This is a genomic window from Mesorhizobium sp. Cs1299R1N3 (assembly GCF_037179625.1).
Taxonomy (GTDB): Bacteria; Pseudomonadota; Alphaproteobacteria; order Rhizobiales; family Rhizobiaceae; genus Mesorhizobium; species Mesorhizobium salmacidum.
This window is the reverse complement of record NZ_JAPYKQ010000003.1, coordinates 35,933-52,837: the sequence shown is the minus strand read 5'-3', so window position 1 is coordinate 52,837 and position 16,905 is coordinate 35,933. Positions and strand designations below refer to the sequence as shown.

Sequence of the window (16,905 nt, the reverse complement as noted above, 5' to 3'; positions counted from 1 at the left end):
GCCTTCTCCCTACTGAACGCGGATGCGCGGATTGAGGAACGCGTAGCCGACGTCGGAAATGAGCTGCGTGATCAAGACGATGAACACCGAGACCAGCGAACAGCCGAGCAGAAGATCGATGTCGTTGTTGCCGGCGGCCTCGACCAGCGTGTAGCCGAAGCCCTGGTAGCGGAACATCACCTCGACGATGACGACGCCGGTGAGCAGCCATGGAAACTGCAGCATGATGACGGTGAACGGCGCGATCAACGCGTTGCGCAGCGCGTGCTTGACCACGACACTCTTGAAGGAAAGCCCCTTCAGGCGTGCCGTACGGATATATTGCTGCGTCATCACCTCGACCATCGAGGCGCGCGTCATGCGCGCGATGTAGCCGATGCCGTAGATCGCCAGCGTGATGACCGGCAGCGTGAAATTGTAGAAGGTGATACCCTGGCTCGCCGAGGCGGCAGAACCGTTCAGCCAGCCGAGCCATGAGGCGAAGACGACGGTGAAGATGACGCCCGACACATATTCAGGTGTCGCCGTCGAGGCGATCGAGGCGACCGACAGCACGCGGTCGGTGCGTGAGCCCTCGCGCATGCCCGCAAGGATGCCGATCAGCAGCGAGACCGGCACCATCACCGCCAGCACCCAGAACATCAGGATGCCGGTGGCGCCGAGCGCAGGGAACAGCTTGGCCCCAACCGTGGTCTTGAACTTGGTCGAGCAGCCGAAATCGCCCTCGATGACACCGGAGAATGTCGGCACCGTCGGGTCGTTGCAGAAAGAGAAGCGCTGTGTCGTCTTCCCCGTCGCCGGATCCGTGATCGGCTGCTTGGGCACGACGCCGAGCCACTGGCCATAGCGAGCGAAGAAGTTCTGGCGGTAGCCGTGATTGACCAGCCAGCTTTCGAGTTGCTCGGCCGATGTGTGCATTTCGGTCTGGCTGATCGCCAGCTTCTTCAGATTGGGTTCGAGATTGACGAGGAAGAAAACGACCAGCGTCAGGCACAGCATCGTGAGCAGTATAGTGCCGATGCGTCTGATGATGAATGAGAACATTGTACCCCCTGCCGGCCGGGTTGGGGTCAGATATGGTCAACCCTGTTTCGAAAACCTTGCGACGTCACGCCGCCGCTGCATCCAGTGCAACGGCGACGATCCCGCGAATTCGAGGGGCCAGTCGCCCCTCGTATTCGTCAAGCTGTGGGTCACGCCTGATCGAGCCAAACCTTGCCGAAGTCGTGCTCGTAGGTGGGGTGCATCGAGTGGTTCTTCACCTCGGGCTTGATGTTGATGTAGAGCTTGCGCCAGTAAGGCTGGATGATGATGCCGGACTCCTGCAGCATCGTCTCAATGTCCTTCATCACGACCTTGCGCTTCTCCGCATCCGCGATGCCGAGGGCCTCGTTGACCTTCTTGTCGAAGTCCGGATTGGCATAAGCCGTCTCGTTCCAGGCTTCGCCGGAGCGGTAGGCGATGGCGATGACCTGGATGCCAAGCGGACGCATGTTCCAGTTGGTTTCCGAGAACGGGTATTTCGTCCAGTCGTTCCAGAAGGTCGAGCTCGGCAGCACGGTGCGCTTCACCTTGATGCCGGCCTCGCGCAGCTGGGCCGCGATCGCGTCGGTGGTGTTCTTGTGGTAGTCCTCGTCATTGCTGATCAGCTCGTGCTCGAAATCGATCACGCCGGCTTCCGTCAGCATCTGCTTGGCCTTGGCCATGTCGCGCTTGATCTTCGGCAGTTCGACATATTCCGGATGGATCGGCGCGACGTGGTGGTTTTCGGCCGGCGTGCCGGCATTGCCATAGCCGAGCTGCAGCACGACCGAATTATCGACGGCGAGGCACATCGCCTGGCGCACCTTCTGGTCGCCATAGGGCTTGGCATTGATGTTGAAGCGAGAGACCACGGTGGCCGCGGTCACGACTTCCGAAGCCGGCGCACCGACACCTTCGATGATCTTGACGTAATCGGCCGTGGTTTCGTGGTTGGTCTGCACTTCGCCCGATTCGAAGGCCGAGACCGTCGCGGCCGGATCGGTGCCGTAGTCGATGAACTCGACGCCATCGAGGAAGGCTTCGCCCTGCCACCACTTGCCGGTCGTGCGGCGCTTGTAGACCACCTTCTGGCCGACATCATAGGAGACGAGCTCGAACGGACCGGTGCCGATCGGGCAGTTCTTGAAGTTGGCGCCCTTCTCGTCGAAGGTCTTGTGGACGACGAGGCCGGGATAGTCGCACAGGTTCGGGATGATGGCGATGTCGGGCTTCGACAGCTTCAACTTGACGGTCATGTCGTCGACCTTGGCGATCGCCCCTTCGCGCAACTTCTTGGTCGTCTCATCGACGAGACTGCCAAGGCGTCCCGGCATCGAGTTGCCTTCCGCTGATTTGTCGGCCCAGCGGGTGAAATTGTAGATCACGTCATCGGCGGTGAACTTGTCGCCATTGTTCCATTCGACGCCAGGCCGCACATGCAGCGTGTATTCGGTGGCGTCGTCGTTGATGTCCCAGCTTGCCAGCAGATATGGCGCGAAGGTGTACTCTTTGGTGTATTTCACCAGCGGCTCGAGCGCCTGGCGCTCGGCGTTGGAAATCTCGGACCAGTCTGCTGTACGCGGATCCTTGGGATCCTTGACGGACATGGCGACCTTCAGCACGCCGCCCTTCTTGCCCTGGACGTCCTCGGCCTTGGCCGGGGTCGGAGCGGCAAGCCCGAGCAGCCCGTAGGCCATGGCCGTCGAGGCGCCGAAGACGCTGGCGAGCGCGAGGAATTCGCGGCGGTCGACCTTGCCCGACTTGGCTTCTTCGGCCATCGCCAGGATGTGATCCGGAACGCTGTCGCCATTGCTCTTATAGATTGTCATGACTAACTCCCATTGTTGGCTTTCCGCCGATTAACATTCCGCATCCAGGCCATGATGTCAAAGACGACATGGATTGGGAACATGTTAGCGAATGTGCAACTTTGAAAGGGGGGCAGTTCGCGTGATAGCGACAGTCTTGGCGCAAAATTGCTAGTGCGCTCAGATTTCGCCAAAATCTCTTCGGGCGATTAAACTGAGACATTCGCACTGGTTACGACAGCGCCAGTTGCGGCCAGGACGAGGGCCAGGCCGTCAATATTCCTTCTCGTAGAATATGCCGCCCTTGGCTTCGCCGGCGTCCGTCGCCTCGCCGCGCAATTTGACGCCGCGCCCGACATTGAGGTCGATGGTTGCCTTGCCGGAACCCGGCTTGTCGCCCTTCTGGATGGTCACATAGGTGCGGTCGTTGAGATACTTGCCGGCCGAGACCGCCGTGCCCCCCTGTTCGTCGGTGATGACGTCGAGATCGTCGACGCCGATGGCGCTGCGCAGATTCTCCAGCAGCGACGTCGAGCCGCCGACACCAGCCAGTTGGCCGGCCGCTTCTGCCAGTTGCGCGATCTGCAGCGGCGACAGGTTCGACATCGACCGCCCGAAGATCAGTTGCGCCAGCACTTCATCCTCCGGCAGCGCCGGCACCGAACTGAAGATGAATTTTGGATTGGTCGCCTCGCCCGACACCACGATGGTGACGGTTGCGCCGGTCGTGGTCGTCGTCGCCGTCAGGTTGAGGTAAGGCACCAGCGAGCCGGAGAATCCGACCGTGCCTTCGGTGAAGGTCAGCCGCTTGCCAAGGATCGACAGCCGGCCACGCTGCAAGGTGAAGGTGCCGACGGCTTGCGGCGACGATGCCGGGCCGGTCAGTTTGAGCGAGCCGCCGAGTTCGGCGTCGACACCCCTGCCCTGGATGAAAATCTGGTTCGGCGCATTGACCGTGACGTCGAGCGCAAGGCCACTACCGCTGCTCTTGCCGCTGGTCGTCGCCGGGCGCAGCGCCTTGTCCTGTGCCCTGACCGCACCCGGCGCGTTCTTGTGCTTGACGTCGAGTGCCGAGAGCGAGCCCGGCAATCTGTCCGGAACCGTGATGACGGTCTTGGCCAGGTTGACGGTGCCGGCAATGGCCGGTGCAGAAGTCAGCGGCCCCTTGATCGTCAGGTCGCCGCCAAGGTTGGCGGTCACCACGCGTCCATCCGTGTAGCGGCCATCGGTGAGCTTGATCGACAGGTCGGCCGGGAACCCTTGCGCCGGATTGATGCCGACCGTACCGCTGGCCGACAGGCTGCCGCGCGTCGACAGCGTTCCGGTCAACCGGTTGATCCTGGCAACGCCGTTGCCTATCGAGACGTCCGCCGCGATATCGTTGACCGCAAGGCCCGAGCGTGCGTCGACCAGCCGCGCGCCCGAGGTTTTGACGCTGCCGCCGATCACGGGCGATGTCGCCGGACCGCGCACCTGGACATTGACGTTGGCGTTGCCGGTCAGCGCCAGGCCCTGCGCGGCAAGCTTCTCGCCGAGGAGGCCGAATGGCACGGCGCCGTTGAAATCGAGCGCCAGCGCGGGCGTGCCCGCCGTCGTCACCGTGCCGCCGCCCTTGAGGCCAAGGCCGGCTCCATCGCTGATATTGGCGTCGAACGTCAGTTTATTGCCGGCAAAGGTACCCGACGAGGAAACACTGACCGCGCCGACGCCCGCGCCACGGGTCTGCGACGCCTGCACGCCGGCCGCGTCTATCTTGAAGGCAACGGCGGGGCTCGCCGGTGCGCCCGTCACCTTCACCGTGCCGGAGATGGAACCCGCGGCATCGAGACCGGGCGAAAAACCGTTGGCGAGCGACATCGGCACGCGCGCCAGTACTGCATTGATGTCGAGCGCCTGTCCGACCTTGCCGGTCACCGTCGCGGTGCCGCCGCCAAGGTTGAGCACCAGCCTGTCAAGCGTCGTCGTGCCATTGACGATGCTGACGGTCGAGGCCTGGGCGATGGCCGCCTTGATGCCCTGGACCGTCGCCTGCCCCGAAGCGAGCTCGATCGTGGTGGTGCCGCCGGCCACCTTCACGCGGCCGGCGGCCCTCGCCGGAATGCCCTTGACCGTGGCGCCACCGGAGAAGCCGGTCCAGTCGCCATCGCGCTTCAAATCGACATCGATGCCGCTGATCACGGTGCCGCCCGATGTGACGGTGTCGGCGTGGATCTTGCCGGAGATGACTGGCGCGGCGAGATAGTTGGCGATCAGCGCATCGATGGAAACGGCCTTCGCCTGGAGGTCGCCACGCGTGATTGAGGCGGTAGTCGCCTTGATGGCGACCTGGGGCGCCGCGCCATTCCTGGAGAAGGCGATCGTGCCGCGCACATCGCCCTCTGCCTTTTCAAGGGCCAGCGCTGCGAGCGGGCCGATATCGGGCAGGTCGAGCGAGATGGTGCCTTCAGGTACGAACTTGTCGTCCAGCGCCAGATCGCCTGAAATCCTGTTCTTGCCAAGCGAGAGGAGCAGGCCATTGATGGCGCTCTTGCCGTCCGCCGTTGCCAGCACGGCAGTCCCCTGCAGCGCCTGGCCGGCGACAATGCCGGTGAGCTGCACATTGGCTGCAGGGTTGGCGGCATCGGCCTTGCCGGTCGCCGTGAGCTTCAATCCGGTGATCTCGCGCGATGCCACCGAGAGCTTGTCGCTGTTGACGGTAAGCGACAGGTCCGGCGCCATGGCCGGCCCTTGCGCACTCAGCGCAAAAGCGATGGCGCCCTTGGCATCCTTCGACAATGGCGAGATGTCGCTCAGCGTCCCCCTGATATCGGCGGTCACCTTGTTGTCGGCGAGGCTTGCCTGGCCGTCGGCACTCAGCGCGCCCGAAATGAGCTTCAATCCGCCTATGTTGAGATTGCCGTTGGGCTCGCGCTTCAGCGTGGCGCTTATCTGGGCGCGGTCGCCAAGCATGCCGCGTGCCGCCGCCGGCAGGGCCGACGATGGCGCATCCGCCTTCAGGTTGAGATCGATGGCACCGTCACGCAGGGATACCTGGCCGGCGACCTGGCTGCTGAGCGCATCGCTTTTCAGCGTGCCGCTGTCGATGGCGACGGCGTCGGCGCTCAGCCGGGCGTTGAGCGCCGCCGTGACCTTGCCTGCGATGAGCGGCGCGATCGTTGCATTGTCGAGCCCAACCTTGTCCACCGACACCGTTCCGGAAACAGGCCCGGCGCGGTTCTTGAGATCGAATGCGTCCGAGTGCAGCGTCAGGGTAAGTCCGTCCACCTTCGCCGGGCTGGTGACGACCGAGGGCACGATCGCGGAAAAGTCCAGCCGGGCATGCGTGCTTTCGCCCGCGATTTTGGCCGACACTGATCGGATCTCGAGCTTGACCGGGCTCTCGATACTTCCGACCGACAGCGGCAGGCTGGGGCCGGACGAGGTCAGATCGATCGCGAAATCGCTGGCCCCGTTCGGGTTGATGGTGCCGGCGGCCTGGCCGGAGACCTTCTCGCCGGAGAGTGTGGCACGGTCGAGGGCGACGCCGCCGGCAATGGTGTAGCTGCCGACCGCATCGAAGGCGAGTGGGCCGAGCCCTGCTTGCCGGGTCTGGCTGGTCTCGGCGCCGGCCAGTTTCGCGTTGAACCGGATGTCGGGAGCTGCCGGGGCGCCGCTCACTTCAGCGATACCGTCAAGCGTTCCCGTGGCATCCAGGCCTGGCAAAAACGCATTGGCAAGCGTGGCAGGCAAAGCGGAGACCTGTGCCGCCAGATCGAGCGTCTCGCCCGCGCTGCCCGAGAGCGCCACTTTGCCGCCGCCGATATCGAGCGCCAGCTTGTCGATATTGGCTGTGCCGTCGGCGATGGTCAGAGCCGAAGGTTCGGCAATCGCCGCCTTGATCCCGCGAATAGTGGCGTCGCCCGAGGCAATCTCGACGCTGGTGGTGCCCTCGGCGATCTTCACCCGGCCGGCAGCGGTCGCCGGAATGCCCGCTATTGTGGCGCCGCCGGTGAAATCGGTCCAGTCGCCGTCGCGCTTGAGATCGACGCCGATGCCGCTGATTTCTGTGCTTCCCGAAGTGACCGCATCGGCCTTGATGGTGCCCGAGATCGCAGGCGCCTTGAGATAATTGGCGATCAGCGCATTGATGGCGATCGCTTTGGCCGTCACCTCGCCACGCGCGACCGACGTGCTCTTGGCATCGATGGCAATGGAGGGTGCGTCGCCGTCCTTGGCGAAGAGGATGGTGCCGTTGATGTCGCCGGTCACCGCCTGGCCGGCGAGCGCGGCCAATTGGTCGATTGCCGGCGCGGCGAGCGTCAGCGTTCCCAAGGGCATGAACTTGTCGTCGAGCGCCAGGTCGCCCGAGACCTTGTTGTCGCCCAGCGAGACCAGGAAGCCGTTGATCGAACGCTTGCCCTCGCTGGTCACCAGGGCGGCCTTGATATCGAGCGGCTGGTCGTTGACGGCACCGGTCAGCGAGACGTTGGCGGAAGGGCTCGTTATGTCGGCCTTGCCGCTCGCGGTCAGCTTGATGGCCCTCACCGTGCGGCCCGAAGCGGTCAGGCTGTCGCTGTCGGCGCTAACAGTGAAATCCGGCGCGGTGATCGCGCCGGTCGCCGACAGTGCGAAATCGACCCCGCCGGCAACCGGCACGCCGACCGTCGGCGACAACACTGAAACGTCACCCAATTTGCCCTTGATGTCGGCCTGGATGTCCGTGCCTTGCATGCTGGCCGTACCGCTGGCGCTGAGCGATCCCGAAGTGAGTTCGATCGAGTTCGCGGCGAAAGCGCCCTGCGGATCGCGCGATGCCGTGGCCGAGAATTTCACCCGCCCGCCGAGCACCGAGGCGATCTGCTGCGGGAACGCGGTCGCCACGGCATCGGCGTTCATTTTCAGCTGCATCGACATGTCGGCAAGCGCTACCGTCGCCGTCAGCGACGCATTGAGCGCATCGGAGCGCAGCGTACCCTGATCGATGGCAACAATGGCGTCCTTGCTGATTGAACCGGCCAGATCGACATTGACCTTGCCGGTGACCAGCGGCGCCAAGGTCGCGACGTCGGTTTCCAGGCCGCCAGCCTCCAGCTTGACGGCAACCGGGCCGGCGCGATTCTGGATATCGAAACCATCGGAATGGATTTGCGCCGCCAGATCGTCCAGCCGCGTGCCGCCGACGACGATCGAAACGAAGGACGCGCCAATGTCGACGATCGGCGCCTTGCCGTCGCCGAAGGCGCGCGCGGTAGCGTTCTTGATCGCCAGCGTGATCGGCTGCGCCTTGCTGCCGACGCTGATCACCACGGGCGGGCCCTTGGCGGCAAGTTCGACCGACAGGTCGCTGGCGCCGGCAGGATCGGCAATACCGGAGGCGGTGCCGTGCACCGCATCGCTCTCGATGCTGGCCCGGTCGATGCTGATGCCGCCAGCCGATGTGGCGGTGCCCGCGATATCGAAGCTGGTCTTGCCGGCAAACAGCGACTTCAGGTTTTCCGGCAGGAAGCGCGCAAAATCGCCGTCGCCCTTTGCCTCGACATGATTGCCCTTGTCGGTAAGCTGGTGGCGGCCGGTGAGCTGGGTGACGATCCGATGGTCGACGAGGAAGGTACCGACACCACTCCAGTTGGCAAGCGGGCCGCTGCCCAAAACCGCGATATCGACCGGTGGCGCATCCGGCAGCTTGAGCAGGTTGGCAATGATGCCGCCGGCCGGCTCCGACGCCTTGAGGTCGAGGTCCAGCTTGTTGTCGGTGGGTGCGAAATGGATCTTGGCATCGACATTGCCTTGTTTACCGTCGTGGCGGGTGACGTTGAGCACCGTCTGGACCGCAAGTGGCGCGGCATCGGCCTTGAGCATTCCCTTGGCTGCGAGCTCGGCGATGCCACTGCCGGCCAGCTGCTCGCCAAGCGCGATTTCCGGCAGGTCGATCTGCTTGATGTCGATGGAGACCGGCAGGGTCGTCGTGCCGCTCTGCGCCGGCGGCCGCGTACCGGCCACCGGCAGGCGCGCCAGTTCGATGCGCTCGGCCGCGATGCGATCGGCGCTGAAGCTTTTCGACAAAAGTGCCGTCGGCGACCAGTCGACGGCCACTTTGCGCGCCACCAGCCAAGCGCCCTCGCGATCCTCCAGCACGACATGATCGAGGCTGAGATTACCCGACCAGATGCCGTCGATGCCGCTGACGGTAACCTTGCGATCGTCGCTCGATGCCAGCCGCGAAATGATGCCGGCGAGGTTGTCGCGCCCGCGCTCGGTCTTGGTCAGCACGACGAGCGCGCCGATCGCACCCGCGAGCACGATCAGCAGCGTGTAGAGGACAATGCGAAGGATGCGCCAGACCATTTTCATCGTCAGAATGCCTGGCCAATGCCGGCATAGATGCCGAAATGCGGGTCGCCGGGATCACGGTTGAGCGGCACGGCCGCGTCAATGCGCAATGGTCCGAACGGCGTGACATAGCGCAGGCCGACACCGGCACCGACCTTGACGTCGGAGAAATTGGGAACCGACTTGGTCGACACCGTACCGGCATCGACGAAGGGCACGATGCCGATCGTGTCGGTGACGGCGATGCGCATCTCCACCGAGGTCTCGAAGAACGACAGGCCGCCGATCGGCTGGCCGGTGAAATCCTTGGGACCGATACCCTGATAGGCATAGCCGCGCACAGAGCCGCCGCCGCCGGAATAAAAGCGTCGGTCGGCCGGGACGCTCTGCAGCCCGGTACCGACGATCGAGCCGATGGCGACACGCTCGGCAAGCACGAATTTCGAGGCGGTGTCCAGCGACTGATAGGCCGATCCCTCGCCCTTCAGCTTGAGAAAGGCGGCACCACTCAATATGTCGTAGCTCGGCTCGGCATAGGCGAGCACCCTGAAGCCCCTGGTCGGGTTCAGCCTGCTGTCCCTGTTGTCGTAGACATATTGCAGCGGAATGCTGGCGATCAGGTAGGTGTGCTTGCCGAAAGCGTCGTGGATGCGCGAATAATCGAGCGCGACCTCGGCCGATACGGTCTGCCTCTTGTCGAGTTCATAGGACAGGCCGGTGCTGCCCTTGACCGAGAAATGGTCGTATGCGTCCGGATGCTCGAGCACGGTCTTCACGCTGGCGAAGAATTTTGACGCCGGCCCGATGACGCCGGGTTTCTCGAACATGATGCCGGCATTATAGTTCAGTTCGGACAGATTGTTGCTGCCGATCCCGCTGATGGCGCCGTCGATGCGCAGCTTTTCGGCACGGCCAAACAGGTTGCGATGGCCCCAGTACCCCTCCAGGCCAAGCCCCTCGGTGTTCGAGAAGGTGCCGCCGAGCCCGAAGAAGCGCGGCTTGCGCTCGCTGACCTGGACGTCGATCGGGATGTTGCCTTCGGCGTCGAGCTTGTCGGCTTCCTTGAACGTCACGCTGTTGAAGACCTCGAGCGCCAGCAGCCTGTCGCGCGCGTCGCTGATCTCCTGCGGCGAGTACTGCTTGCCGCGCTTCAGCCCGGTCATATATTCGGTGAAGTCGCGGTCGACCTTCTCGGTGCCTTCCACGGTGGTCGCGCCATAGCCGGCGACCGGCCCGGCTGCGACCGTCAGCGTCACGCCGAGTGTCGAGGTGGCGTGGTCGGCGACGATCTGCCGGTCGGTCACCCTGGCCAGCGGCCTGCCCTGCTCCTTCAGCGTCCGCACGATCAGCGCCTCGGCCTTCAGCACCGCGCCCGATCCGGCGTCGCCACCAGATATCAGCCCATAGTCGGCGCTCATCAGCCCCGCCGCGTCGCCCTCCAGCCTGATATTGCCAAGAGTGAATTTGGGGCCGGCCGAAATGGTGATCGCCACCGGAATGGGCTGCGGACCCTTGAATTCGGCGTCCGGCGGCAGTTCGTCGAGTGGCTTGCCGTCGATGGTGATGGTGACGACGCCTTCATAACGTGCATCGGCATAAAGTGCGGCGACCAGCTGTTCACGGTCGCTGCGCGCCTTGGCCATCAGCCCGAGCGAGCCCGAAACCGGCCGGTCCTCATCGCCTTTCAGCGCCGAGGCGTTTTCGAGCTTCTTGACGAGGTCCTTGTCGGCATCGGGTGCGGAGATGGTCACCGCGTAACGCAGGGGATCGGCAATATCGGCATCCTCGTCGCTGGAGGATCCCCACAGCTTGATGCCGAAAAGCTCGAACGCGGCCGCGTGCCTCGATTCGCAAAGCAGCGCCGACGAACACAGCATCACTAAAAGCAGGGCGCGCGGAAGCACGCGCCTTGGCGCGGTCCCTCCTGACATCTGCTCTTCATGCGCCGGCATTAAGACAACCTAGTTCGTAAACCTAAAATTGGAATGAAGTTCTGAAGCGCTCGTAAAGGGGCCACAATCCAATTGTCTGAAATAGGACGGGCTTGGAATTCACACCTTCTGCGTTTCCGCAAGAATGCGTGATCCCCTGTCCTATGGAGGTTACTGTCCGCATACCGGTCCTTGGCCGGAAAATAAACCGTTGGCAGGCGGCACCTGCCGCGTTCGCGCGTTGACAAGCCTGACTGAAGCTTGATCATGCCCGGACGTCTGCAATTGTCTGGAGGGTGTAATGGCAATGCGCGCGGCTCGTGGTCTGTCGATTCTCGTCCTTCTCTTCTTTGCCTGGGGCAGCGTCGCGCAAGCGGCCGAGGCCCGGCGAATCGCAACGACCGACAATTCCGACTATTTCGGTTTCGACCTCAGGTCGGACCAGAACGTCACGCTCGACCAGTGCAAGACGACATGTCTGGGCGATCCGGCCTGCCGCGCCTTCACCTACAACACCAAGGCCAAATGGTGCTTTCTCAAATCCGACTATAACCAGTTGAAATCCTTCACCGGCGCGATCGCCGGCAAGGTCGTCAACATCGACGGCGATCCCGATATCGGCGCGCCGCCGGAACTCGCCTTCTTTCCCAACTGGATGGCCGACCAGGCCCAGCAATATCGCAACAAGCTGCTTGGCCCGGCCTTCGACAAGCCGACGGAGGGCATGGCGGCGCTGACCAATGCCGCCGAACAGGCAGTATTGACCGGCGATCATCGCGCCGCCATGCAGAAATACGAGGCCGCGGTCTCGGTCATGCCTGACGATGGCCAGCTCTGGCTCAGGCTGGCCCGCGAAACGCTGGCCGTGCAGCCTGCCGCGAACACCTCCGAAGCCTCGACTTTGCCGGCAAACGGCACATCGGCCGCCTTCAACGCCTATAAGCTGCTGCGCACCACCAAGACGCGCGCCGAAGTGCTGGCGCTGCTCGGCAATGGTCTCGACAAGCGCGATCTCTACCGGCCGGCGCTCCAGGCCTATGAGGCCAGCCTTGCGCTGGAAAGCGCGCCCGCGGTGCAGGCCGACTATGCCGATTTGAAGGCCCGCAAGGGGTTCCGCGTCATCGATCACTCTGTCGATGCCGACACCAGCGCGCCGCGCATCTGCGCGCAATTCTCCGAGGATCTGGTCAAGACCGGCGTCGACTACGCGCAGTTCGTCACCGTCGACAACGCGCCGCCCAAGGGCGTAGAGGCCAAGGACAAGCAGATCTGCGTCGAAGGGCTCGAACACGGCCAGCATTATGACGTCACCTTCCGCGCCGGCCTGCCGGCCGCGATCGGCGAAGTGACCGCCGCCCCCGTGGTGCTGTCGATCTATGTGCAGGACCGCGCGCCGTCCGCCCGCTTCACCGGCGACAGCTTCGTGCTGCCGGCCGGCGCGCGCCGCGGCATCCCGATCGTCACCGTCAACATGAACGCCGCCGAGATGAAGCTCTACCGCATCGGCGATCGTTCGCTGGCGCAGCTTCTGTCGGGCTACCAGTTCCTGCACCAGCTCGACGGCTATGACATCTCCAACATCTCCGAGCAGATGGGCGCGCCGGTCTGGCAGGGCCAGCTCGACATCGTCAACGATCTCAACAAGGAGGTCACCACCTCCTTCCCGGTCGACGAAGCGCTGCCGCAGCGCAAGCCCGGCGTCTATGTGCTGACCGCGCAACCCGTCAACGACAAGAGCGACGACTACGGTTCGCTGGCCACGCAGTGGTTCGTCGTCTCCGACATCGGCCTGTCGACCTATACCGGCCAGGACGGGCTCAATGTCTTTGCCCGTTCGCTGGGCAGCGCCAAGCCAATAGCGGGCGCCGAACTGACGCTGGTTGCCCGTAACAACGAGGTTCTGGGCACCGCGACGTCCGATGCGAACGGCCACGCCGTCTTCAACCCCGGCCTGACGCGCGGTGACGGCGGCATGGTGCCGGCCGTGCTGATGGCCAAACAGGGCGACAATGATTTCGTCTTCCTCGACATGGCCAAGGCCGGCTTCGACCTGTCCGACCGTGGCGTCACCGGACGCGCCGCACCGGGCGCGCTCGACGTCTATGCCTGGACCGAACGCGGCATCTACCGCGCCGGCGAGGACGTCCACGTCGCCGCCCTTGCCCGCGACGGTGCGGCCAAGGCGGTCGAGAACCTGCCGCTGACCTTCATCTTCTCGCGTCCCGATGGCGTCGAGGACCGCCGCATCGTCAGCGACGGCGCATCGGCGGGCGGCCACGCCGTCGACCTGCCGCTCGAACCCAACGCCATGCGCGGCACATGGTCGGTGTCGATCTACACCGATCCAAAGCAGCCGGCGGTTGCCAGCCAGATGTTCCTGGTCGAGGATTTCGTGCCGGATCGCATCGAATTCGACATGAAGGCCGACAAGCAGGAGATCGCGCGGGGCGAAACCGCCAACATCAACATTGACGGCCGCTTCCTCTATGGCGCGCCGGCGGCGGGCCTGGCGCTGGAAGGCGAACTCACGCTGTCGACCTCGCGCGACTGGGACCGCTTCCCCAACTTTTCCTTCGGCCTCGCCGACGAGCAGTCGGCGGAGCCCACGGTCACGCCTCTCACCGATCTGCCGGCGGTTGGCGATGACGGCAAGGCGACCTTCCCTGTTACCGTCGACCAGTTGCCCTCGACCACCAAGCTGGTCAACGGCAAGGTGACGGTGCGCATGCGCGAAACCGGCGGCCGCGCCATCGAGCGCTCGCTCAACATCGGCATCCGCCCGCAAGGCCATATGATCGGCATCCGTCCGGACTTCGCCGACGGTGAAGTGCCGCAAGGCGGCACCGCCAAGTTCAGCCTGATCGCCGTTGATCCCGACGGCAAGCGCGAGGCGCTGAAAGGCGCGCAGTGGACGCTGGTCAAGGTCGAACGCAATTATCAGTGGTATCGCTCCAACAACTCCTGGAACTACGAGCCGGTGAGCTTGACCAAGTCGATCGCCAACGGTCAGGTCGACCTCGGCGCCGACGGCGACGCAACCGTCTCCGTACCGGTCGATTGGGGCCAGTACAGGCTCGAGGTCGAGACATCGGACCCGGAGGGGCCCGCCACCAGCTATGAGTTCGACGCCGGCTGGTATGTCGCCTCGACCACCACAGAAACGCCCGACGGCCTGGAGATTGCCCTGGACAAGGACAATTATGCCGCCGGCGAAGTGGCCAAGTTGAAAATCTCGCCGCATTTTGCCGGCGAACTTCTGATCAACATCGGCTCCGACAAGCTGCTGAAGACCATCACGGCGACCGTGCCGGCCGGCGGCAGCACCGTCGACATCCCGGTCGGTGACGACTGGGGCGCCGGCGCCTATGTCACGGCAACCCTGTTCCGGCCGGGCGATGCGCAGGAGACGCGCATGCCCGCCCGCGCCATCGGCGTGAAATGGCTGACGGTCGATCCGGGCGCCAAGAAGCTCGCCATCACGCTCACGCCGCCGGACAAGACCGTGCCGCGCCGGCAGCTGTCGATCCCGGTTTCCGTGGCCGGCGTGCAGCCGGGCACCAACGCCTATGTCATGGTTGCCGCCGTCGATGTCGGCATCCTCAATTTGACCAACTACAAGGCGCCGGATCCGGAGAACTGGTTCTTCGGCCAGCGCATGCTGGGCATGGAGATCCGCGACATCTACGGCCGCCTGATCGATGGCTCGCTGGGCACCGCCGGCAAGCTCAGGACCGGTGGCGACGGCGCCAACATGCAGGCGCAAGGCAGCCCGCCCACCGAAAAGCTGGTCGCCTTCTTCTCCGGCCCTGTGCAGCTCGATGCCGATGGCAAGGCACGGATCGACTTCGACATTCCGCAGTTCAACGGCACCGTGCGCGTCATGGCCGTCGCCTGGACCAAGGAGGCGGTCGGTCATGCCCAGTCGGACGTGATCGTACGTGATCCCGTGGTGATCACCGCCGGCCTGCCGCGCTTCCTGGCGCCTGGCGACAACGCCGTCATGCGGCTCGACGTGGCCGACACGGACGGCCCCGCCGGCGACTATGCGCTGTCGATCGACACGACGGGCGACCTGTCGACAGGCGACAAGCCCCTGCCCCAGAAGCTGACGCTCGCCCAGGGCAAGCGCCAGACCTTGACGGTGCCGCTGATCGCAAAGACGGCGGGCAATGCCTCGCTCACCATCAAGCTGGCACACGCCGACGGCACCAAGGTCGAGCAGACGCTCCATGTGCCGGTGCGCCCGCCCCAATTGCCGGTCACCACGCGCCTTGTGGTCGATCTCAAGGGCAACGGCGGCGCGTTGCGCGTCGACAAGGAACTGCTGGCGGCAAGCCTGCTTGAGGGCGCTTCGGTCAGCGTCGGCGTTTCGCAGGCGGCGGCCTTCGACGTGCCGTCGCTGCTGATGACGCTCGACCGCTACCCCTATGGTTGCGCCGAGCAGACCACCAGCCGCGCCATGCCGCTTCTCTACGTCAACGAGATGGCATCGGGCATCGGCATGGAAAGCGACCCCGACCTGCACGGCCGCATCCAGGATGCGATCTACAAGGTCCTGAGCTACCAGTCCTCGAGCGGCAGCTTCGGCCTGTGGGGTCCGGGCTCCGGCGATTTGTGGCTCGACGCCTATGTCAGCGAATTCCTGACCAGGGCGCGGGAGCAGAAATACGACGTGCCGGCTCTTGCGATGAACCAGGCCCTGAACAACCTGCAGAACTCGCTCGGCTACGACCAGAGCGTACAGGACCGTGGCAGCGAGATCGCCTACGCCCTCTATGTGCTGGCTCGCAACAAGAAGGCCTCGATCGGCGACCTGCGCTACTACGCCGACACCCAGCTCGAAGCGTTCTCGAGTCCTATGGCCGTTGCCCAGCTGGCGGCGAGTCTGGCGCTCTATGGCGACACGCAGCGTTCGGAGGCGACGTTCAAGACCGCGCTGCAGCTCGCCAAGTCGAGCACCGACTACGACTGGTACCGCTCCGACTACGGCTCGGCGTTGCGTGACGGCGCGGCGATGCTGTCGCTGGCGGCGGAATCGAAGCCCGTATCGACGATCGTGCCCGAACTGATCAAGCTGGTGACCAGGAAACGCGCCGAAGCCCGCTGGACCAGCACGCAGGACGATTCCTGGATGCTGCTGGCGGCCCGTGCGCTGAAGGAGGGCAATGATTCGATCACGCTGACCGTCAATGGCGCGCCGCATTCCGGCGGCTATTCCAACCAGGTCAACGGCTCCGACCTGGTCGACAGCCCGCTCGAAATCGCCAACACCGGCAAGCCCCCGCTGCAGGCCGTCGTCACCACCGTGGCGTCGCCGATCCAGCCCTTGCCGGCCGGCGGCGACGGCTTCACCATCAACCGCACCTACTACAAGCTCGACGGCACCGAAGCCAATGTGACCGAGGCGACCCAGAACGAACGCTATGTCGTCGTGCTCAAGGTGACGGAACAGAACAGCTGGCCGTCGCGCCTGCTGGTCACCGACCTGTTGCCGGCCGGCTTCGAGATCGACAATCCAGGCCTGGTTTCCAGCGCCCAGCTGTCGAACTTCTCCTGGCTGGCACAGACCGACGCCGCGCATCTGGAATTCCGCGACGACCGCTTCGTCGCGGCATTCAACCCGGCCGACGGCGACCACGACCACAATCTGACGCTTGCCTATGTCGTGCGCGCCGTGACGCCGGGCACCTACGCCCATCCGGCGGCAACGGTGGAGGACATGTACCGGCCGCAATATTCGGCCCGCACCGCCACCGGCATGATGGAGATCAAGGCACCGTAAGGTGCCGGTGGAAACGATCATGCACATGGCGGTTGCGTTCATCACAGCTACC

The 16,905-nt window shown here is 64.3% G+C and carries 5 protein-coding genes; 1 reads left to right on the top strand and 4 read right to left on the bottom strand.

What is annotated here, in order from left to right; translation table 11 throughout:
* Positions 1 to 9: 9 nt before the first annotated feature.
* From O7B34_RS08755 to O7B34_RS08740, 4 genes are all read right to left on the bottom strand, one after another.
* The gene (locus O7B34_RS08755; RefSeq protein ID WP_027141576.1) at positions 10 to 1,044 is read right to left on the bottom strand and encodes an ABC transporter permease; all 1,035 of its coding nucleotides are present in this window, start codon (positions 1,042 to 1,044) and stop codon (positions 10 to 12) included.
* Positions 1,045 to 1,193: 149 nt separating this feature from the next.
* Positions 1,194 to 2,852 (bottom strand): ABC transporter substrate-binding protein, encoded by a 1,659-nt coding sequence (locus O7B34_RS08750; RefSeq protein WP_140502334.1) that lies wholly within the window; start codon positions 2,850 to 2,852, stop codon positions 1,194 to 1,196.
* 252 nt (positions 2,853 to 3,104) lie between these two features.
* The gene (locus O7B34_RS08745) at positions 3,105 to 9,161 is read right to left on the bottom strand and encodes a translocation/assembly module TamB domain-containing protein (protein WP_337145678.1); all 6,057 of its coding nucleotides are present in this window, start codon (positions 9,159 to 9,161) and stop codon (positions 3,105 to 3,107) included.
* A 2-nt stretch (positions 9,162 to 9,163) separates the two neighbouring features.
* Positions 9,164 to 11,092 carry an autotransporter assembly complex protein TamA gene (locus O7B34_RS08740; protein WP_337145677.1) on the bottom strand — a complete coding sequence of 643 codons (1,929 nt, stop codon included), beginning with the start codon at positions 11,090 to 11,092 and terminating at the stop codon, positions 9,164 to 9,166.
* 280 nt (positions 11,093 to 11,372) lie between these two features.
* On the opposite strand from O7B34_RS08740, the gene O7B34_RS08735 reads away from it, so the two are divergent.
* Positions 11,373 to 16,853 (top strand): alpha-2-macroglobulin family protein, encoded by a 5,481-nt coding sequence (locus O7B34_RS08735; protein ID WP_337145676.1) that lies wholly within the window; start codon positions 11,373 to 11,375, stop codon positions 16,851 to 16,853.
* The last annotated feature ends 52 nt before the right edge of the window (positions 16,854 to 16,905 follow it).